Origin of the sequence: Maridesulfovibrio sp. (genome assembly GCF_963678865.1) — a bacterium.
GTDB lineage: Bacteria > Desulfobacterota > Desulfovibrionia > Desulfovibrionales > Desulfovibrionaceae > Maridesulfovibrio.
In genome coordinates this window covers 2,703,980-2,724,264 of sequence record NZ_OY787459.1, presented here as the reverse complement: position 1 = coordinate 2,724,264, position 20,285 = coordinate 2,703,980, and the positions used below count along the sequence as shown (strand labels likewise).

23 protein-coding genes are annotated in these 20,285 nt (G+C 47.6%); 11 read left to right on the top strand and 12 right to left on the bottom strand.

Annotated features, from left to right (window positions below; genetic code table 11):
* Positions 1-43 precede the first annotated feature (43 nt).
* The 8 genes from ACKU41_RS12560 to ACKU41_RS12525 form a co-directional block, all read right to left on the bottom strand.
* Entirely contained in the window at positions 44-529 is a 486-nt protein-coding gene (locus ACKU41_RS12560; protein WP_319777722.1) for a phage regulatory CII family protein, read from the bottom strand.
* Between the two features lie 370 nt (positions 530-899).
* The gene (gene dapF / locus ACKU41_RS12555; protein WP_319777721.1) at positions 900-1,745 is read right to left on the bottom strand and encodes a diaminopimelate epimerase; all 846 of its coding nucleotides are present in this window, start codon (positions 1,743-1,745) and stop codon (positions 900-902) included.
* A gap of 39 nt (positions 1,746-1,784) precedes the next feature.
* Entirely contained in the window at positions 1,785-2,465 is a 681-nt protein-coding gene (locus ACKU41_RS12550; RefSeq protein ID WP_319777720.1) for a queuosine precursor transporter, read from the bottom strand.
* 280 nt (positions 2,466-2,745) lie between these two features.
* Positions 2,746-3,261, bottom strand: coding sequence for a cyclic nucleotide-binding domain-containing protein (locus tag ACKU41_RS12545; protein WP_319777719.1), 516 nt, complete (start codon positions 3,259-3,261; stop codon positions 2,746-2,748).
* Positions 3,254-4,402, bottom strand: coding sequence for an ion channel (locus ACKU41_RS12540; RefSeq protein ID WP_321401229.1), 1,149 nt, complete (start codon positions 4,400-4,402; stop codon positions 3,254-3,256). Before ACKU41_RS12540 ends, ACKU41_RS12545 begins: the two co-directional genes overlap by 8 nt.
* A gap of 196 nt (positions 4,403-4,598) precedes the next feature.
* Positions 4,599-5,081, bottom strand: coding sequence for a LysM peptidoglycan-binding domain-containing protein (locus tag ACKU41_RS12535; RefSeq protein WP_319777717.1), 483 nt, complete (start codon positions 5,079-5,081; stop codon positions 4,599-4,601).
* A 48-nt stretch (positions 5,082-5,129) separates the two neighbouring features.
* Entirely contained in the window at positions 5,130-5,900 is a 771-nt protein-coding gene (locus ACKU41_RS12530; protein ID WP_321401226.1) for a hypothetical protein, read from the bottom strand.
* An 18-nt stretch (positions 5,901-5,918) separates the two neighbouring features.
* Positions 5,919-8,330, bottom strand: coding sequence for an ATP-binding protein (locus ACKU41_RS12525; RefSeq protein WP_321401224.1), 2,412 nt, complete (start codon positions 8,328-8,330; stop codon positions 5,919-5,921).
* A 448-nt stretch (positions 8,331-8,778) separates the two neighbouring features.
* Here ACKU41_RS12525 and ACKU41_RS12520 point away from each other — a divergent pair, with 448 nt between their 5' ends.
* From ACKU41_RS12520 to ACKU41_RS12500, 5 genes are all read left to right on the top strand, one after another.
* Positions 8,779-9,048 (top strand): AtpZ/AtpI family protein, encoded by a 270-nt coding sequence (locus ACKU41_RS12520; RefSeq protein ID WP_319777714.1) that lies wholly within the window; start codon positions 8,779-8,781, stop codon positions 9,046-9,048.
* Between the two features lie 49 nt (positions 9,049-9,097).
* The gene (locus tag ACKU41_RS12515; RefSeq protein ID WP_321401221.1) at positions 9,098-9,448 is read left to right on the top strand and encodes an ATP synthase subunit I; all 351 of its coding nucleotides are present in this window, start codon (positions 9,098-9,100) and stop codon (positions 9,446-9,448) included.
* A 5-nt stretch (positions 9,449-9,453) separates the two neighbouring features.
* Positions 9,454-10,140 carry a F0F1 ATP synthase subunit A gene (atpB, locus tag ACKU41_RS12510; protein WP_319777712.1) on the top strand — a complete coding sequence of 229 codons (687 nt, stop codon included), beginning with the start codon at positions 9,454-9,456 and terminating at the stop codon, positions 10,138-10,140.
* 74 nt (positions 10,141-10,214) lie between these two features.
* Complete coding sequence (atpE, locus tag ACKU41_RS12505; protein WP_027720687.1) at positions 10,215-10,538, top strand: ATP synthase F0 subunit C; 324 nt, start codon at positions 10,215-10,217, stop codon at positions 10,536-10,538.
* A gap of 349 nt (positions 10,539-10,887) precedes the next feature.
* Complete coding sequence (locus tag ACKU41_RS12500) at positions 10,888-11,517, top strand: redox-sensing transcriptional repressor Rex (protein WP_319777711.1); 630 nt, start codon at positions 10,888-10,890, stop codon at positions 11,515-11,517.
* Between the two features lie 61 nt (positions 11,518-11,578).
* Here ACKU41_RS12500 and ACKU41_RS12495 read toward each other — a convergent pair whose 3' ends face one another.
* On the bottom strand, positions 11,579-13,057 hold the full coding sequence (locus ACKU41_RS12495) for a sigma-54 dependent transcriptional regulator (protein WP_321401216.1): 1,479 nt from the start codon (positions 13,055-13,057) through the stop codon (positions 11,579-11,581).
* A gap of 177 nt (positions 13,058-13,234) precedes the next feature.
* Between ACKU41_RS12495 and ACKU41_RS12490 the strand changes: the two genes are divergently transcribed.
* The 4 genes from ACKU41_RS12490 to ACKU41_RS12475 all read left to right on the top strand — a co-directional run bounded on the left by ACKU41_RS12490 (position 13,235) and on the right by ACKU41_RS12475 (position 17,174).
* Positions 13,235-13,693 (top strand): MarR family transcriptional regulator, encoded by a 459-nt coding sequence (locus ACKU41_RS12490; protein ID WP_321401214.1) that lies wholly within the window; start codon positions 13,235-13,237, stop codon positions 13,691-13,693.
* Positions 13,694-13,722: 29 nt separating this feature from the next.
* Positions 13,723-15,147 (top strand): MFS transporter, encoded by a 1,425-nt coding sequence (locus ACKU41_RS12485; protein WP_321401212.1) that lies wholly within the window; start codon positions 13,723-13,725, stop codon positions 15,145-15,147.
* Positions 15,147-15,833: a 16S rRNA (guanine(527)-N(7))-methyltransferase RsmG gene (gene rsmG / locus ACKU41_RS12480; protein ID WP_321401210.1), complete on the top strand. Its 687-nt coding sequence runs from the start codon at positions 15,147-15,149 to the stop codon at positions 15,831-15,833. Before ACKU41_RS12485 ends, rsmG begins: the two co-directional genes overlap by 1 nt.
* Positions 15,834-16,055: 222 nt before the next feature.
* Positions 16,056-17,174, top strand: a complete 1,119-nt coding sequence (locus ACKU41_RS12475) for a tetratricopeptide repeat protein (protein WP_321401208.1) — start codon at positions 16,056-16,058, stop codon at positions 17,172-17,174.
* 52 nt (positions 17,175-17,226) lie between these two features.
* Here ACKU41_RS12475 and ACKU41_RS12470 read toward each other — a convergent pair whose 3' ends face one another.
* The 3 genes from ACKU41_RS12470 to ACKU41_RS12460 form a co-directional block, all read right to left on the bottom strand.
* Positions 17,227-17,448 carry a hypothetical protein gene (locus ACKU41_RS12470; RefSeq protein WP_319777703.1) on the bottom strand — a complete coding sequence of 74 codons (222 nt, stop codon included), beginning with the start codon at positions 17,446-17,448 and terminating at the stop codon, positions 17,227-17,229.
* 157 nt (positions 17,449-17,605) lie between these two features.
* Positions 17,606-18,076 carry a 23S rRNA (pseudouridine(1915)-N(3))-methyltransferase RlmH gene (locus ACKU41_RS12465; RefSeq protein ID WP_319777702.1) on the bottom strand — a complete coding sequence of 157 codons (471 nt, stop codon included), beginning with the start codon at positions 18,074-18,076 and terminating at the stop codon, positions 17,606-17,608.
* A gap of 3 nt (positions 18,077-18,079) precedes the next feature.
* Entirely contained in the window at positions 18,080-18,751 is a 672-nt protein-coding gene (locus ACKU41_RS12460; RefSeq protein ID WP_319777701.1) for a metallophosphoesterase, read from the bottom strand.
* A 212-nt stretch (positions 18,752-18,963) separates the two neighbouring features.
* On the opposite strand from ACKU41_RS12460, the gene ACKU41_RS12455 reads away from it, so the two are divergent.
* Entirely contained in the window at positions 18,964-19,539 is a 576-nt protein-coding gene (locus ACKU41_RS12455) for a 5-formyltetrahydrofolate cyclo-ligase (RefSeq protein ID WP_319777700.1), read from the top strand.
* Complete coding sequence (locus ACKU41_RS12450; protein WP_321401204.1) at positions 19,527-20,273, top strand: polyphenol oxidase family protein; 747 nt, start codon at positions 19,527-19,529, stop codon at positions 20,271-20,273. The genes ACKU41_RS12455 and ACKU41_RS12450 overlap by 13 nt, the downstream gene beginning before the upstream one ends.
* Positions 20,274-20,285 lie beyond the last annotated feature (12 nt).

Genomic DNA, 20,285 nt, shown 5'->3' with positions numbered 1-20,285 from the left:
CTGCCGGGGATTTTTTATTGGATAGAGCTTTATGGAACTTCTGCTAGCTGACCTGTGCCAGGCGAGGTGCATTCTTAGCTTTCTCTTCTTCTGCTCTCTTACGCAGGTAGTGAACCATAGTAAGGATAGCGGTGATTGCTTCAAAACCTTCCTGCTCTACGGAATCAACCAGCTCTTCGGAAGGATCGGCCTGCAAGGCGCTTTTGAGAGCCTTGGAGTATCTGCCGAAACCGTCCATGAGATCAAGGGCCATGTAGTTGGCTTCATCGGGATCTTCGGGGTTGATATCCATCGGAACCAAGACATAGCCCATGATATTGGCCAGTCTGGTCAAAGGACGGATGCTGCCGGTAGCCTTCATGATGGGAATCAGTTCTTCAACGCCGACCTTGGCACCTTTGTCTTCGGGATTGATTTCACGAAGGAGGGTGGGGTAAGGCTTGCTGATTTCGTTTGCCACATCACGGGCAGGCTTATCGTTTTTAAGAACAACGTCCTGCAAGAGTTTAGTCAGTTCGTTATTTGCCATTTTTATCTCTCCCTTGGTTTATTGTTTTATGATTATAATCAATGTTAATTATAAGCCATTTTCGTGCCAGTTTATTATGTAATAACAGACATACATTTAGCTCTTTATTTTAAGTAGCTTAGCATAAACAATCAGATTTGCAATCGAACTGCTTTCTTGTCGAGCAATAATTTTTACTGAAATACAGGAATATCCGTTATCTGATAAATCACAACAGGCGCGGAAAGAAGGCTATACAAGGAATACTCCAGCCTTGCAAGCATTGATTTTATCTATATCGAATTTTATACATTCAAGGGAGGTTTTTTCAAGACACAAAAAAAGGATGCCGCCCTCAGGCAGCATCCTTAACCGGAATAATAACTGAAATTTACTCAATTCCCAGAGATTCAAGAAACACTTCCCCGGAAAAAGTGAGCTCAGCCCCACCCTGCAGAAAGACATTTCCATCTTCAATTATGACTTTTAAAATTTCACCGCCGGAAGTACGGATACGCACCGCGGCATCAGTAAGCCCTTGTGCATGAAGGGTAACCTGGACTGCACTGACCCCGGTTCCGCAGGCATAGGTTTCATCTTCCACACCACGCTCATAAGTACGGACGATAAGACTGTCATTATCATCGATCTGAACGAAGTTGACATTGGTACCAGCGGGAGCGAAAGCCTCGTGATAACGGAACGCCGCCCCGAGTTTTTTGATATCCACATCCTCGACATCTGCAACCTGCACAACAGCATGGGGGACTCCGGTATTGGCGAAATGGTATTCATACTCCTCGCCGTCGATTTCAAGAGTCTGATTTACAACCACCCCTTCAGGCGGAGTAAGCTGGACCTTTACTTCTTCCAGCTCAGGAAAAACCTGCACCTTGATAGGTCCGGCATCGGAACCGAATGTGTGCTGCTCGCCGCCGATGCCCAGTGCATGAGCCAGACGACCGGCGCAACGGGAAGCATTACCGCACATTTCCGCCCTTGATCCGTCGGAATTATAGAACTGCCATACAAAATCAAGATTGGAACCTTCCGGAGCGTTCTCAATAAAGAAAATGCCGTCAGCGTAGACGCCGAAAGCGCGCCGACAAAGCTTTTCAGCCCAGAGAGGCATCTTTTCCACCGGAACCCCGAGTTCACGGTTATCGATAATTACAAAATCATTGCCGCAACCCTGCATTTTATAAAAAGGAACTGATTTACCGAACATTTTACTCATTGGCAGCCTCATTAATATAATGGTCTAAAAATTAATGGCTTAGGACTCGGCAACACGGGAATGCAGCCGGCGGGCCATATACAGAAAAGGTGTATCCATAACAGCCACTATAACCTTGAACAGGTATGTGGTAAAAAGAATTTCAACCCAGACCTCAAAGGGGAAAAGCCCCCACAAGGCCACAAAACAAAATACGGATGAGTCAAGAAGCTGGCTAAGCATGGTGGATGCGTTATTTCGTAACCAGAGATGACGCTGGCCCATCTTATCTTTGAGCAGATGAAAAACATAAACATCATTCAACTGGGAAATAATATACGCGGCCATGCTTCCCAAGGCAATACGGGGCAGAAACCCGAAAATAGCTTCAAGATGGGGCTGGGCAAAGTCGTCAGCAGCCGGAACAAATTTAAGGGCCAACTGCATATAAACCACAGCCATGAGCAAAACCACAAATCCTAGATAAACTGCTTTCTTGGCTTCCTCTTTACCGTAAAATTCGCTGAGCATATCTGTGGAAAGAAAAACACTGGCATAAAGTATATTACCTAGAGTGGTGGTCATCCCGAACAATTCAATGGTCTTCAACACCTGAATATTACAGAGAATCAAATTGAAAACAATCAGCCCGAAAAGACCTGTTTTGCCAAAAAATCTATAGATAATAAGGACAAGACTCAGGTCCATGACCGCAAAGCCCAGCCATAACAATTCGTTCATAATCTATCTCCTGCACGGAAGTACCGTAAGTAAACACTACATTTTCCAAGGTCGCAACATAATAAATACGGACCTTCACGACCTTGGGATTTGTTATTTGGTTGATGAAATCAGGTGAGTTAAAAAACTTATTCAATGAAAATACGCGGAGCACCATGAACCCTTAATACGATAAAGTCCATGGGCAATAAAATTGCGTCATTGGCCGTCAGATCTGAGAATTTCGCTGCGGTAAATCTTTTTTAAACCTGATAAACTTTTCTTTAAGTCCTGATATGGATTATCTACTGCTTTTGGACAGAGCCAAGGCAAGAGCGGTGGTCAACTTGACCAATTCGTTGTTGTTACGGCGTACTGTGGCAGCCAGTCTTTTGCCGATGGTCATGAGTAATTTCCCGCCGATGGCCGGGTGTGTTCCCACAAATTCAAAAAACTTCATACGGTCAGTAACCAAAAACTCGGAGTCTTCCACCACAGTTACCGTGGCCGAGCGGTGGTCACGGTCAATAAGCGCAATTTCACCGAACATGGGATAGCTGCTGTCATCCAGATTGGCCAGTACCTTGCTGGTATTTTTGATTTCGCTGAGCGGCAGGGACATTCCTTTCATGAGCATAGCCTTGGTAATGCGCACCTTTCCGTTCACAAGAATGAACATTTCGTCCCCTTCTTCGCCTTCGGAAATAATATCCGTACCAGAACGTACCGCTATGCTTGCAAAGATGGGTCTGACCTGTTGCAACTCTTGCTCATCAAGATTCTGGAAAAGTGGAATGGAACTCCAGAAATCAGCCATTTTCCTGACCTCCGGGAGAGCTGATGACCAGCAGGGCATCGTATTCATCCATGGGTTCACTGTCCGGTGGATTCATCTGAACCTTCGGCCCCTGCATACCCAGAGAAGAATCCTGTCCGGAGGTTTTGAACAGTTCCATGATGAACTGGTCAAGTGCGGACCCTTCGTCCAGCACATCCTGCAGGGTCAAATTTTTACCCAGTTTACAGGCCGCCACCGGAAGATCGCCGCTGCAGTTTCTTATTCTGGAGCTCAGTTCTCCCCAGTTCATCTGGCGGTCTTCTGCAGTAAAGGGCCGGAAAATCAGCCGCCCGGAATCACCCAGTCCAAGCAGGTTCCTAAAAAAAGACCACATGGACGGACTGGCACCCATCATGCCCATCATGCGTCCTGATATTTCCCCGCGCACAAGAATTTCATTGGCCCCGGCCCGAAGCAGATGTTCCTTGTTTTCGTGAAGAGCAATTTCCGCATAAACCGGAACCTTTGGGGCCAGTGTGCGCAGTGCCAGCACAGCATAAATGGCCTGCTGGTCGGATTCTTTACTGTCCAGCCCGCTCTGGCAGAGCACGTAGACATTGCGGGCTACATCAGGATTGGCCCTTGAAATAACGTTTGCCTGACTGATGCTGCCGTGTACGAAATTAAGCTGATCCCCCATGTTCAACCTGAAGGCGATTTCATCGCGGACCTCGCTTTCAAGGTTGCTGACTATAACCAGATGCAGTTTTCTGGGGGCAGTCTGTTCATTGAGAGATTCAATCAGGCCAAAGGCATAGTCGTTCCAGCCCAATATGATTACATGGTCGCTGACTTTCACTGATAACAGCCCCTTACGTTTTTTGGCTTTTTGTTCCACCAGCATGGAAGCCATGTTACCGGTGAGTGAAGTTACCAACCCGATGCCGGAAATCATAACCAGCCCGCCTAAAATTCTGCCCGGCACTGTGATGGGGACCATATCTCCATATCCCACAGTGGTCAGTGTAACGATGGCCCACCAAAAAGCTTGGGACATCCGTGCTTCTTCACCGTCGCCCAATTCTATCCAGTAAAAACCGAGCGTGCTGAAAAGCAGAAGCAGGGCTGTGGCAATAACGAGTTTGCCGAATCCAGATTTAAGCCAGTTGATAAAATTCATGCATCTGCTTCCGGGGGCCTGTCGGGGGCCTTAAATCCCTTTTGATATGAAAGGATTTAAGAATCCCAAAATTTTATAGTTAGAAAAATAAATTACTTTTCTATACCCCGTAATCATGCTGCGGTTCAAGCAAAAGAAACCCCGGTCTCCACTGCTGCGGGAACCGGGGTTTTAAAAACCGGGTATGCTTGTATTTCTACAGGTAACCGAGCGCGGCTTTCATTTCGCCGGGAACCATTGCGTTCTCAGCGGGCTCGAGAGCTTTCCAGGAAGCACCGGCCTGTTTGCGGACATCCTTAACTTCGTCAAGGGTGAAGCCTGCGCGGGGAACTTCAAGAGACTGACCGGGATAAATCAGGTCAGGATTCTTGATCTGGTCCCTGTTAGCCTTGTAAATAAGGGGCCACATGAACGGATCATTATAAATCTGCTTGTACTCAGCGATCCACCAGAGGCATTCGCCTTTTGTTACTACGTGGGAAGTGGGAAGAGTCTTGTACTCACTTTCGTAGATTTCCATAGGGGTGGGAGGAACAACTTCAGCAGCGGGTTCTTCCTCAACAACTACAACCTCAGTTTCCTCGACAACTACAACATCTTCCTGCGGAACCTGCTTTTTGGCACATCCCCATGTAAACATCAGGCTGAATGCAATTGCGAGCCAGATCAGTTTCTTCATTTTTCAAGGCCTCCTGCGATTATTTAGAATTGTTCGCTTGCTTAGTCATCATACTTTAACTGTTTTTGTCCAATTATCAACAATTTCTTTTTCTTGCAACACCTTGAGGTTGTTCGGGTTTAATTTAAATGCCAGTCCGGTGGCTTCCACAGCTTTTTCCATCCACCCGCCCAGACGTAAACTCCGCGAAGCCAACACATAAAGCATTTCGGGCTCATCCTCGTATACTACATCAATAAGCATCTCATATTCCTCACGAAAAACCTCGTGAATCAGATGGCTCTGGGAAAACAGCAAGCGTCCCAGAAGTGGGTTACCCTTATGTTTTTTCAGATAAATTGGGAAAAGTTTTCGACATCTGGAAATGATAAATCTGATACGGCTTATTTCCCTTTCCATACTTTCTTCGGTCTGCTCCACCACCTGCACAAAGCCCTGCCCGATTACTGATTCGGGCAAAGCGGTATCCTTGCCGCGCAAAGAAGAAAATAGCGGAGCGTAGTTGAGGTTCTGGTAAGCATCCTCACGCAGTTTGAAAGCCTCGTGAAAAATATATCCCATACCCCAATCCAGAAAACGTCCTGAAAGAGGGTCGCTTTCTTCGTTCCGGAAAAGCAGATGGGCCGTATCCTTTAAGCGCCAAAGCAGCCCCTTATTCATCTTGGTGCCGATGAGGTCGTCAAGAGCTTCAAAACTGACGCTGCGCTCACGGTCAAAAGTTTCGAACTGCTCTTCCAGCGCATTTCCTGCCAGGCAGAAATCCCTGAAAGTATCCCGTACAAATTCAGGAAGTTTGCTCTTTATCCATGATTTGGACATATAAATATCCTGTCTGGTTTATTTTTTACACTCGGCAAGGCTGGCCAGCTTTGCCAGTTCAGCCAGTCTTTCATCAGCTTTGCGGTAAAGGGTTCCTTCGGGGAATTTTCCGTCTTCACCACGAACCCCGGCTTCAATTCCGGTAAGGATGTAGATAGCCTCTTCAATGGTTTTGACCGGATAAATATGGAATTCACCTTTTTCCACAGCCTGAACAACCTCGTCTCTCAACATAAGGTTTAGCACATTATCTGCCGGAATGAGAACACCCTGTTTTCCGTTGAAACCCCGGCGGCGACAGACTTCAAAGAAGCCTTCGATCTTACGGCTGACTCCGCCAACAGCCATGATGGTCCCGGACTGGCTGACAGCCCCGGTAAAAGCGTAATCAAATTTGATGGGTACCCCGGAGATGCCTGAAAGCAGGGCGGCCAGCTCGGCCCCGGAAGCTGAATCACCCTCAATTCCGGCATAACTCTGCTCAAAGCAGAGGCTGCCGGTAAGCACGATAGGCTTGTCCTGAGCAAAAAGCCCCACAAGGTAGCTTTTAATGATCATCATACCTTTAGTATGGATAGGGCCACCCATACGCGCTTCCCGCTCAAGGTCCAGAATTCCGCCGTGTCCCACTCCTATGGTGCACGAAATCTGGTGCGGCAGACCGAATTCATAATTACCGAACAGAGTGACTGAAAGACCGTTGGCCCGTCCGACACCCTCACCCGAGGTTTCCACCTTGATGACTTCTCGGTCATATTCATTCATATATTCATCTTCATAAAGATTGGAGCGGAAATCTTTCATGGTAATGGCCTCTGCCAGCGCGGGCAGGTCCACCATATCTTTGTTGTCCAGCCTTGCCAGTGCCGATGCTTCAACCATGATTTCCTTTAAAAGGGGGATGCGCAGAGACAATTTTTTCTGGTCTTCAGCCAGCCGACTGGAATAATCCACAATTCTGGCCAGAGATGAACGGTCAAAATGAAGCAGTTTTGAATCAGCAATAATTTTGCCCAGCACCCGGATGAAACGTTCGACATTGTCATCATTGCGTTCAGCGGTAAGCTGCATGTGGGCTTTGAGTTTAAAATATTTACCGAACCTTTCGTCGTTATAAAGCAGTATTTCGTAAGTTTCCTCAGAGCCGATCAGAATTACAGTCAGATCCAGCGGGATTGGTTCGGGTTCAATGGTTTTAGTGCGGACCTGTTCCCCATCACCGGGATCTTCAATCTTGGCCTGACCGGTCCGCAGGGCGCGCAGCAATCCTTCCCAAGACGACGGGGTACTCAAAATATCATCTGCATAAACAATGAGATAGCCATGGTTTGCCTTATGTATGGCTCCGGCGCGTATGAGCGTATAATCCGTGTACAGCGCTCCCATTTCAGATTCCCGTTCAATCGAACCGAGCAGGTTGAACATGGTCGGGTGATCGGCCATGACCACCGGAGCGCCTTTGGTCCTGCTGTTATCTACCAGCAGGTTGACTTCAAAACGTGTGAAAAGCTCTTCTACCGGAGATGCTTCCGGGAGCTGCAAACCCGGAATAAGAGACGGGGCCTGTGCCTCCTTGGGCATGAACAGGTCAATGTTATCGAGTAATTCTTCCTCCACTTCAATGAGGTAGCCATTTATCTGCTCAAACTCATCAAAATTTTCATGCAACGGGCTGAGCAGATCTTTGAGAAGTTCCTTGGCTGAATCCTGATGCAGTTGGCGTTCATCCTTACGAAAGCCTTCTTCAGTTTTACTGATCCGGCGCAGGATGGTGGTCACTTCTGCCAACAGGTCGTCTGCGGCATTGCGCAGGGTTTTGCGCACATCGGGGTCGAGACGTTCAAATTCATCGTCATTAAGGATGCGCCCTTCAACGAGCGGGATCAGAGTCAAACCCCCGTGATCATCAATTTCAAGGCTGAATCCGCGATCTTTGGCAATGCCTTCCATATTGGTGAAAAGGTCTTCCCGCTCATCCTGAAATGATCTCGAAATCTGTTCAAGGGCCTTTACATGCGGTTCCCGCTCAAACCAGGCAGGCAACTGTTCCCTGATCTGTGAAATTGTTTCGGACATGGAATTTTTGAATTCTTTGCCCCGTCCTGCAGGCAGGCTGACCGAAATGGGATGGTCCTGCCGAGAAAAATTATGCAGGTACAGCTGGTCCGGCGGTGTCTCCTGTTTGGCGGCCCGAAGCTCAAAATATTCACGGGCAAAATAGCTTCTGCCCAGATTGGGATCCCCTGACAGGTATAAATTATGGCAGGTCCCCTTGATGGCAAGGGCCATTCGGAAAGCCTGCAAAGCGCGGGGCTGGAATTGATCGTAATCGTATTTTGATTCCGGTATTTCCGCACTGGATTCATAATTTATATCAGAAGGCTCCTGTCTGGAGCTGAGCCTGTCCAAAGACAATTCATAAATGGTCATATTTTTGCGATCTTCCTGTAATAAATTCGGTATCCGGTCTGAGCTGTAAGACTTACTTGTATATGGAAAAAAAGTCACTCCGCAGGAGGAGTGAACATTTTCAACCGGAGTGGCTGATTGTGAAATTTTTTACAAATAAAAATATACAGCTATTTTAGTTTATTAATTGTAATTTTTTTTAAAAAAAAAGCTGAATGAATGTTCAAATTTCATTTTGCTGTTGCGCCCTCTGCTATTCAGGGATATGAATTTATGTGTTTTTTGTTGCGAGGTGGGTTCCTCTACTGATCTTTGGAATAAAATTTCAGTTAAATAGAGGTTCTGGATAAAGAATCCGTTGACTCTTATTTGATGATTGTGCTAGACGGGACTCACTTGTGAAGGTTTGCGCAAAGTCCGCTTTGCGCACCAAATTCCACCCCGGATAAAATAAAGGACCGGAAGCAACATGTTCTTTTTAAGAGGGAATAAAGAGACCTTCGATCTGCTCGGCAATGCCGCAACGATCGGAACTCATCTGGTTGTCTCCACCTTTGTCGGGTTGGGTATCGGGTGGTATCTCGATAAATGGTTGGGAACGAAGCCTTGGCTTCTAATTGTTTTCTTGTGTTTCGGAATCGCTGCCGGCTTCAAGAACGTATTCGATGAAGTTCAGCGCATTCAGAAAAAGGATCAGGGGAAAGGTCCTGGAACCAATGAAAATGAATCAGAAGATTGAATCATTCCTCCACAGGCGGGGCTTCACTCATCCGGACGTACGCAGCTTGGTGCGAAATCAATTGTATCTAGCTGTTGGAACATGTCTTATAGCAGCCGTAGTATCCATCGGGTTTGTCCACTGGGCACTGGGTCTGGCCGCAGGGACGGTTCTGGTAACGTTCAACTTCTGGTCGCTGGCCAAGTTCGGTCAGCATCTGGCTTACATGCGCAAGGGCGCGGTTGTGTCCTTGTTAATTCGCTTCTACGGTCGGCTCATTTTATCCGGGCTGATCATCTACGGGCTAATAGTCTGGGGACAGTGTTCAATTTACGCTCTTCTTGCAGGTCTTAGTACGGTAGTTGTGAATGCGATATTTTGGGGCGTAGCCGGGTTACGGCAAAAAGTGAAGGAGGCATAAGGATCATGGCTGGAGGTTTACCACATCCATTATTGATCATGACAGAGCTTAACAACGCTCTGGGAACTCACATCCCCAACCACGTGTGGTACACATGGTTCGGAATGGGTGTTCTTTTCGTACTGGGTTTTATTGTATCCAGAAGGCTTAGTCTGGTTCCCGGCGGGGTGCAGAACCTTGCCGAGATTATTATCGGGGGATTGGAAGATTTTGTCGTCTCAAACGTCGGTGAGGGCGGACGTCAGGTATTTCCTTTCATGTGTACTCTTTTTGTATACATCCTCGTACTGAACCTTATGGGTCTTGTTCCCGGATTTGACGCTCCTACTGCGAACGTCAATACTAACGCAGCAATGGCTGTATGTACTTTTCTTTACTACAACTACATCGGCATCAAACTTCATGGTGCCCACTACATCAAGCATTTCATGGGCCCCATTCCGGCTCTGTCTCCCTTGATGTTTATCATTGAAGTGGTTTCCCACATCTCGCGTCCGCTTTCGCTTACTCTGCGTCTGTTCGGTAACATCCGCGGTGAGGAAATCGTTCTCGTTCTTCTCTTCTTGCTTGCTCCTGTTGTTTCAACCCTGCCCATGTACTTCCTGTTCATGCTGGCAAAGGTTATCCAGGCTTTCATTTTCTTCATGCTGACCATGATTTACCTGAAAGGTTCTCTGGAAGAAGCTCACTAGGATCAAGTAAACTTAATTTTGGGGAAATGGTCTAACGACCTGTTAAATAAACTTATATTTTGGAGGATTTTACAATGCGTAAAGCTCTGCTTATCGTTCTGAACACCATGGCTCTGGTTCTCGCTGCTGGCGCAGCATTCGCTTCCGGCGTAGCTCCCGAAGTTGCTTCCGCTACTGCTACTGCTACCGCTATCGGTATGGCTATCGCTGCTGCTGGTTGTGGTATCGGTCAGGGCCTCGGTCTGAAAGCTGCTTGTGAAGGTACTGCACGTAACCCCGAAGCTGGTGGTAAAATCACCGTTACTCTGATTCTTGGTCTGGCATTCGTAGAATCCCTCGCCATTTACGCTCTCGTTGTTAACCTGATCCTGCTCTTCGCTAACCCCCTCATCGGTTAGTTTTAAGGATTTGGAAATATTTAAAGGAGGTCTTCGGGCCTCCTTTTTTTTCCACAAATTATTGTTAATTTTTTCACATGTTTGATGCCGGTATCGGGGTTTTACCGACATTATGGCTATAATACCCTGCATAAATTAATATTATGCGTCTGACGGGGTAGCCGAGAGCAAGGGTTTTAGTGTATATAAATAATTGACGGTGGCGGAAAAGGTTGCGTTCGACTCGGCTCTTAAGTAGGGAGTGAGCGAACTAATGAGGGAAGGTAGTGGGCTCCGGAACTCTAAACCTTAAACTACCAGCTGATTCTTTTCGTGCAAGTGCATTTGTCATGGAAAATAGGAAATAAAAGTGAAAACCCAGAATATCCCCAAAGCGACCATTAAAAGGCTTGCTGTATACATACAGGTTTTGACAGGACTCAAACGGGACGGTGTAGAGGTTATTTCCTCTGAAAAACTGGCCCGCGCCTGTTCGGTTAATCCTTCTCAGATTCGTAAGGATCTGGCATATTTCGGTGAATTCGGCGTGCGCGGCGTCGGCTACTACGTGCATGAACTGATCTCTTCAATCAAGCAATCCCTCGGCGTTGACCGGGTCTGGGGTTGCGCACTTGTAGGGGTCGGTAACCTCGGACGAGCTTTGTTGCGCCATAAGGAATTTGCTCTACGCGGATTTTCCATTCGCGCCGCATTTGATTGCGATCCCTATAAGATTGGAGAAGTCGTTTCCGGTCTTGAGGTTGTCTGTACCCGCCAGTTCAAGGCTCGGGTGGAAGAGCTTGGACTTGAAATCGGAATTATCACTACCCCGCCGGAAAGGGCGCAACGTGCGGCCAATTATCTGGTAGATGGCGGAATCAAAGGTATTGTAAACTTTGCACAGGCAAGGATTGACGTACCCAAAACCGTTCCGGTTGAGTACGTTGACTTCACACACCACTTTTATTCTGTAGCATTTAATATCAGTTCTATGGACTAGCTTATTAAATTGCTGCCGAAAAAATCCTCTGCGAAGGTCCGTCGCAGAGGATTTTTTTTGCCTAATCTATAGAGTATTGCTTCTTGATGTCGTGCTTTTTAAGCAGGGCATATAGCCTCGAAACTGAAATACCTGATATCTTTGCAGCCTCTGTCATATTGGCTTTGCTAATCAGAATGAGCCTTTCAAGATAAATTTTTTCAGCACTGATTACAGCTTCTTCCCTGTATTCTTTAAAAGACGGAAGCTTGTACGAATCCGGTATGCTGATTTCCGGAATTGTTGTTCCAACAGCAGCATCGTCTTGTATTTTGCGTGACTTATTACCTTTAATCAGGGTCAGAGTATTTCGCGAATCCTGCCGCGGAAGCACAGATGCCTGAGCAGCCGAGACACGAAGTCTGACCGGCAGATGAATAGGCAGGAACTCACCTGCTTCTGGATTGGCAGTAAAAACCTGCTCCAGCACATTAAACAATTCACGGACATTGCCCGGCCATGAGTAGGACTTAAGTGCATCGAGAAACTCATCGGCAATGGCTATAGGCGGAGCATTGAAATCTGCAGCAAGTTTATTCAGGTAGTACCGGGAAAGCCTGTGAATGTCTTCTCCGCGCTGTCTCAAAGGAGGCAGCTCAATGGTGAATGCTTGAAGCCTGTAAAGCAGATCCTGCCTGAAACGTCCGCTTTGAACCAATGCCTCAAGGTCCCTGTTTGTGGCCGCAACCAACCTGAAATCACTTCGGCGCTCTTCGTGCCCGCCTACAGGACGATAGGTCCTTTCCTGCAAGACTCGAAGAAAGGATTTCTGCATGGAAACCGGAAGCTCTCCTACTTCATCAAGGAAAAGGGTTCCGCCGTCAGCCTTGGCTATAAGCCCTTCATGACTTGTATCCGCACTGGTAAATGCCCCCCGTTCATGTCCAAAAAGTATTGATTCCACGAGAGTTTCAGGGATCGAAGCACAATCGACTATTATGAAAGGACCGTTTCGCCGCATGCTGTTGTCATGAACCGCCCGTGCAAAAAGCTCCTTGCCGGTCCCTGTTTCTCCCAGCAGGAGTACACCGACATGACTTTCCGCAGCTTTGGCAGCTTGCCCAAGGCAACGGACAATTGAGTCGGAACGTCCTACGATATTATGATGGCCGAGCTTTGGGCTGGAAGATTGTTTTTCGCTGCGGTACTGGAAGACCCTTTTCATGTGCAGCATATATTCTTCCTGACTGGCTGGTTTGGCAATATAATCCCATGCTCCGGAGTTTATCGCCAGCTCAGCCCCTTTGGAATCACCCTTTCCGGTAATGATAATTACCTCGGGCATATTGTTGAGCTGCTGAAGTTCCGGCAGAGCATCGAGCCCGTTTCCATCAGGCAGGATTACATCAAGAAAAACAACATCAAAGCGTTCCTCACGGGCAAGATCAAGCCCCTCTTTGAGGGTCAAGGCCTTTTCTCCGTTGTAATTGAGGGCTTCGGCAATAGCGATCAGCATCTCTCCGATAAAAGGATCGTCATCGATAATTAAGACATTTGCCATCAGCATTCCGGTTTGTTTATGTGCAGCAGAAGACCCATAGTCAGTGTGGTTAGCAAAATATGAGCATACGTTTTACCGCTAAGCAACTACTTTTGTGCTTTTAATTGACTATTATTGAATTTACGTTTAGTTGACACATCAACGGTTGACTAATCAACAAAGAATAGAGATTTGCAAGTGGTAAAAAAACACGTTTCTTTTGGTTTTATGAATGGACAGATGGGCAGGCTGCATAGAGTTATTCTGGCTGAAAAGCTGAAAACCATGGGCATTACCTACGCCCAAGTAGGATTCATGATGCAGGCCCTGCGCCATCCCGGAAAGTCTCAGGATGAAATTTCTCTTGTTTTGAGCGTTGACAAAGCAGCGACAGCAAGAGCCGTTGCCAAGCTAATCGAAGAAGGTTTTCTGTACCGCGAGGAAAACCCGGAAAACAGAAGGCAGAAACTTGTCTACCCCACAGAAAAGGCTAAAGCAATCGACGAGGAACTACATTTTGAACTGCGAAGCGCTAACGAAATTATGCTCTCCGGGCTGAGCAAAGACGAAGCAGATACGCTGATGAGATTAATGGCGCAGGTTATTGATACAAGCCGCGAGAAACTGGAAATGCCCAATGTCTGGGATATGTTGTAAAAGCGAAATAAAGATTTTTGGAGATATAAATGGATGATGCAAAGAAAAAAGCCGTAATATTCACGGTAGCCGTAACACAATTCACAATGCCGTTCATGTTTTCGGCTGTGGGTATCACCCTTCCGGTCATGGGCCGTGAATTCGGGGCCAGCGGTCTTGATCTAAGCCTTGTGGAATCAGTCTACATCGGCAGTGTTGCTGCACTGTTGCTGCCTCTTGGCAGGCTGGCGGATATGCACGGCCGGCAACCCATGTTCAGGTTAGGCATATTATTGTTTTCTATTTTTACCATGCTGATCGGATTTGCGCATAATATTGAAACCGTAATCGGCCTGCGGATGGTGCAAGGAATGGTGGGCGGCATGGGTATAGCCACAAACATGGCCCTGCTGACCAATTCCGTACCTGCTCATGAAAGGGGGAAAGCCATGGGCTGGGCCGTGGCAGCAGTATACCTGGGACTCTCAGCCGGACCTTACGTCGGAGGTCTGGTCACCTCTCATCTGGGATGGCGCAGTCTGTACTTTCTGGGCATGATTCCTTTGGGAATTTCATATTATGTGGCCCGCCGGAATCTGAACGGTAAGTTCCGCGCATCGGATGAAAAATTTGATTACCCCGGAAGCGCAGTCATTGCCCTTTCTGTGGCAGCCATTGTTTTCGGGGGCACCAGCCTCAGTGCCGGATGGTTCGGCCCGGTGGCCCTTATTACAGGACTGCTTGGGGTTGCCCTGTTCATCTACATGCAGGATAAGGCGGAATTCCCGCTGGTGGAATTGACCCTGTTCAAAGAACGTCGTGATTTTTCTGATGCCGCTTTGGTGCAGTTTATCAACTATGCCGGGACATTCGGTATTGTCTTTTTGTTCAGCCTGTATATGCAGTGTGTAAAAGGTTTTACCCCGCATGATGCCGGGCTGGTGCTCGTAATCCAACCTGTTGTTCAGGCTGTACTTTCACCTCTCTGCGGCAGGCTGGCTGATAAATTTTCCCCACGCTTGCTCGCCCTGCTGGGTATGCTGGCCTGTACTGTGGGTACAATCATGGGAGCCATGGTTACAGACCAGACCAGTCTTCATTATCTGTATGCCATGTTCGTGGTACTGGGGGTCGGCTTTGCCCTGTTCTCATCACCGAATATGATTATCCTCATGAGTAGCGTTCCGCCTTCCCGCTACGGTTTTGCCTCTGCAATATCCGGAGGATTGAGAACTCTCGGCATGGTATTCAGCATGGTCATCATCGCCATATTCATTTCAACGATTATGGGCAGTGCTCCGGTTTCACCGGAATCAGCAGCCGAATATCTCAACGTAATGCGCTTTTCGCTTGCAAGCCTTGCTGCTCTTTGCGGGATTGCAGTACTCATCTCCATCCGTTCCCTGCTGAAAAAACAGCGTGTTGCCAAGAATGGTCTTTGTGTGCAATCTGCCGGGAACAGCAAGGAGGGCTAATGGAAGACATAAAAATCAGTGCAGCGGATATTCTGGGTGCGGCAAGTAAGGCCGGGCGCAGGCTCAAGGATAATCCGGCTCAGGAAGAAGGGTTCAAAGCGGCTACAGATCAGGCAAGGGTTCTGGCCTATTACCTGACCATGCTGGTTAAATGGAACAAATCGATGAATCTGGTCGGCCCTCAGGGCTGGGAAGAAGTTTTCCATTCATTGATTATCGACAGCCTGCATCTGGCTGATTTTCTGGACTCTTTGAGCCTCCCGCCCAATCCTGTTTCCCTTGACCTCGGAGCCGGAGCCGGATTGCCCGGAATCCCCTTGCGCACCCTTTGGCAGGCCGGGAATTACCATCTGGTGGAGGCCCGCCAGAAACGTTCCATATTTATGCGTACAGCCCTGCGGGTAATGAAACTGCCGCGTACCAATGTATTTCAGGGACGGGCGGAAAAAATTCCGCAAACGAACCTTCCCGCAGACCTGATCCTCAGCAAGGCCTTCATGCCGTGGAAAGATCTTTTAGAGTTTGTAAAACCCATGCTGGCCCCGCAAGGCAGAGTTGTGATCCTGTCCAATGATCCTGCACCGTCAGAAGATGAATTAAAAATTCTGGGACATGCACTGGAAAATTCCATGGAGTATCAAGCCGGTGATAAAATTCATTATTTATGGTCCTTGCGGACTGTGTAGTATGTCGAAACAGTAAAATGACCTGAATCGGGAATTGCTCATCACCTTTCCGGCTTGATTCATCAAAAATTTAGTATGACTTCAAAATCTGAAACCGCAATGTCGTAAGATATTGCGGTTTTGTTGTTCATCTTAAAGTGAATTTCCGTTCTCCCCTTGTCATGGGTCCCTGCAACAGGCATTATCACTGTAATTATAAATCTGGAGCAAGGAGTGGGTCAGATGGGCAAGGGAATAAAGTATTGCGGTCTTTTTATGGCTGGTGTGCTCGCAGGTGTAATGGTCATGGTCAGCGGGACAGCCCCTGGTTATTGCGGTTTTCCGCAGGTTTGCATCTCCGCATACCAAAATAAGGATTCTGAAGAGCAGGTCGAACTGTACACCCGCTGTCTGCAGGAGGATCTTTCTGTCGCCAATCGAGCCATTGCATACAATAATCGAGGTCTGGCCCGCAAGGCACTGGGAGATCTCAGTGGTGCGGTTGCTGATTATGAGCAGGCCCTGAAAATCAGCCCCGATTACATATATGCTTATTACAACCGTGGTAATGTGCGCGAAGAGCTTGGAAATTTAGACGGAGCCATTGCCGACTATAATAAAGTGATTGCCATGAATCCAGATTATGCCAAGGCCTATGGAAACCGGGGACTGACCTATTATAAAAAAAAGGACTTTGAAACGGCAGTAAATGATTTCAACCGGGCTATCGCCATAGATAAAGATTTTGCAATCGCCTACAACAACCGGGGCTTGGTCCATGCCGACATGGAAGAATTCACAAAGGCCATAGCTGACTATAACCGTGCTTTGCAGATTAATCCTGATTATGCCATGGCCTATAATAACCGGGGCTTTGTTTCCTACAGAAAAGGCGAAACTACTGGAGCTATTACTGATTACAACAAAGCCATCTCCATTGATCCTGAATTTGCTATGGCTTATGTTAACCGAGGTCTGGCCCGCAAACTGAACGGGGATTTGACCGGAGCTGTGGCTGATTACAGCAAAGCCATTGAAATTAATCCATATGATGCTGAAGCTTATGGCAACCGGGCTGTTATCCGCAAAAAACAGGGCGACCTTGACGGGGCCATTGCCGATTACAGCAAGGTTATTGAAATCAACCCCGAATACGCCAAGGCTTTTCTCAATCGCGGCACTGTTAAATATGAAAAAGGTGATTTTGACGGAGCTATCGCCGACTACAAAATGGTTTTAGCACTTCATCCTGCCCATGCCTTGGCTTACAACAATCTGGCACTCGCTTATGATGAAAAAGGAATGGATGATGAAGCTCAGGAGTGCAGGATAAGGGTGCAGGAATTAACACTCGGTCAATAAATAAGCCCCAGGCACACCACTGCCGGGGCTCTTTTAAAACTAGTAAGACTATCTATTCCTCTTCCTGCCCCGCCCCTGAAAGTGCTTCCAGCAGTCCGCCCTTGAATATCAGTTTGGTGGCGTGCTCGTCGGCGATTTCCGCGACGTCCATGAGTTTTTCAAGGAATTCGAGAATTTCGAATCTTTTCTCTTCAGTTCCGTTATCGAATTCAAATTTCATATCACCGGAAGTCATGTATTCTTCCAGTCTTTCAAGGTAATCCATTTTAAGCATTATATTCTCCTCTTGCAGAAAATGATAATCCAAGTCGGCGAAGCCCAAATAAAAGTTTTTGGGATGCTTAAAGCCTTTTTACAAAAAGGGTTTAAGCCGCCGGAGGCGGAAATCTTTATATAAAAAGCACGCAGCGCATCAAACCTGTCTTTTGTCTTTAAACATGATGATAGGGCGAACCGCGCAATATGGAAGCTGCACGGTAGAGCTGTTCAAGAAGCATCGTCCGGGCCAGTTCATGGGGCAGGGTCATCTTGCTCAGCGAAAGCTTCACACGGGCCGCGTTTTTCACTTCATCAGCAAGACCGAAAGGTCCGCCGATGACAAAACAGGGAGTCAGATTCGGGTCCTCGGTCCAACGCTGCAACTGTTTGGAAAGCTCTACCGAAGTCATCTCCTTACCTTTTTCATCAAGACAGATGAGCATGTCCGAAGGCTGAATTTTGGCCATGATGGCCTTGCCTTCATGCTGCACCTTGTCCTGAGCCGGCAACTTGCCCGGAGCATCCTTGAGGATAGTCTCATCAAGCTTATGGAAGCGTCCCAGTTTTTTGGTGTAATGGGCACAGGCATCACGGAAGAACGGCTCTTTGATTTTGCCGACCCAGACGAATCGAATTTTACTCATGTTTTAAATTTGTTTAAGGGTTGCGTCCAGCTTGCCGTTTTCAACGGAGACAAGCACATACCCGCCGCCGGAAGCCATACCGGGATTGATAACACGGGATTTACCGATAACGTCTTCACCGCTTGATTCATGGATATGGCCGCAAAGGACAATAGCGGGTTGATATTTCTCAATAAAAGCCCGCACTGACTTGCTGCCTACATGGATTCCGTTGGAAATGACATCAAGCTTGGTATTAAAGGGTGAATCGTGAACCACCAGCAGTAGCTGCTCATATTCACCTAGACGGTCATGGGTTTCTTCGAGCAACTGTTCCATTTTTTCTTCTGTAATTTCACCGGGAGTGCCGAATGGAGTAGGGATGGAGCACCCCACGCCCATGACTTTTATTCCTTCAGCCAGATCGCGAAACTCACAATGCAGGTTGGCATTTCTTTCTTTGAGGAATGCCGTAACATTGGCCCGGTCCATGTTGCCCTGCTGCGCAAGTATGGTACTGTTTCTGCTGGAAATTGCATCCCAGACCTTCTCAATAGCCCCGGCCGGGGAATGATTGGTCAGGTCTCCGGTTACAATCACCCCGGAAGCATTTTCCAATTCAGGGATGAGGTTCACGAATTTAACGCTCTGGTGTATATCGCCGAAAGCGACCCATATTTTTGAGGATTCAGTCATACTGTCTCCGCAGGTATATTAGAGTTGGCATTGAATTATCCTGTTTTCAACAGATTTTTGAATATCATTATTGCCCTGAAAAACCAAACGCCCTCCATAGGGCATAAAAGGAAGATATTTTCGTTATTGTAGCACTTGGAGATTGATTTTTGTCACAGGGTTGTGCTTAATTTTCCCATCCCATAAGTAAAAGTTCGAAACAGGTGGCTGCCATGGATAAAGAAATACTCAGACGACAATTACTGGATAAGCGTTCCGTCATGCGCGGTCCGGATGTAGATTCCATGAGCCGCAGCATTGTGGAAACAATCATGTCTCTGGAGCAGTGGAGCCGGGCCGAAGAGGTTTTGCTTTACTGGCCTATCAGGAACGAGGTGGATGTGCGCCCCCTGTTGATGGACGCATGGGACAGCGGAAAGAAACTTTTCATGCCCTGTTGCCGCAGGAACGAACCCGGACAGATGGATTTCGGAGTCGTCCGTGCGGAGGCCGACCTTACCGCCGGTTCATTCGGCATCAAGGAACCATGCCGCACCCGCTGCGATTTTCCGGACGCGGTTTCTCCTGATCTGGTAATAGTTCCCGGTGTTGGATTTGACCGCAAGGGATTCCGAATCGGGTTTGGTGGCGGATACTATGACCGTTTTCTGGCCCGTCCGCAGAAGGACGGATTTCTTTCTGTGGGTGTCTGCTATGATTTTCAGCTGGTGGAAGGATTCCCTATAGAACCATGGGATAAAAACGTGCAGCTGGTCTGCACTGATAAGGAATTGATATGGCAAAAATAAATTTTATACCGTTTGTTTTTCCGGGTCTGGATAAAGTTTCAATCGCTTTCAGCACCAGAAACGGAGGCTGCTGCAAGGCACCATTTGACGGTGGCAATATTTCTTACGATGTAGGTGACGATCCCTATGATGTGCGGGCCAACCGCACCGAGTTGGCCGCAACTCTGGGTATATCGCATTGGCATGAGTGTATTCAGGTACATGGAGATGTGGTGCATTACGACCTTGAAGAAGGTTCCCCGGCTGATACTCCAATTATTGAAGGGGACGGTCTTGCCACAACTGCCGCAGGGCATGCTCTGGTAGTCAAAACCGCTGATTGCCAGCCGATCATGATAGCCCACAAGAATGGTGATTTTGTCGCCGGACTGCATAACGGATGGCGGGGCAATGCTATCAATTTTCCCGGCAAAGGTGTTGCCGATATCTGCGAACACTACAGCTGTGACCCCAAAGACCTTCTGGCCGTACGCGGTCCCAGCCTTAGTCCGGCAGTTGCCCAGTTCGTGAATTTTGAATCTGATTTCGGACCGGGCTTCGAGTCATATTTTGATAAAGAGTCCTGCACGGTTGATCTCTGGAAGCTGACTATTGACCAATTAGTGGAGGCCGGGCTTACCCGGCGCAACATTCATTCCCTTGATCTTTGTACTTTTTCCATGGCCCGGAGTTTCTTCTCCTATCGCAGGGAAAAGACCACCGGGCGTCAGTGTTCACTGATCTGGATCAGGTAGATTTGTTAATTA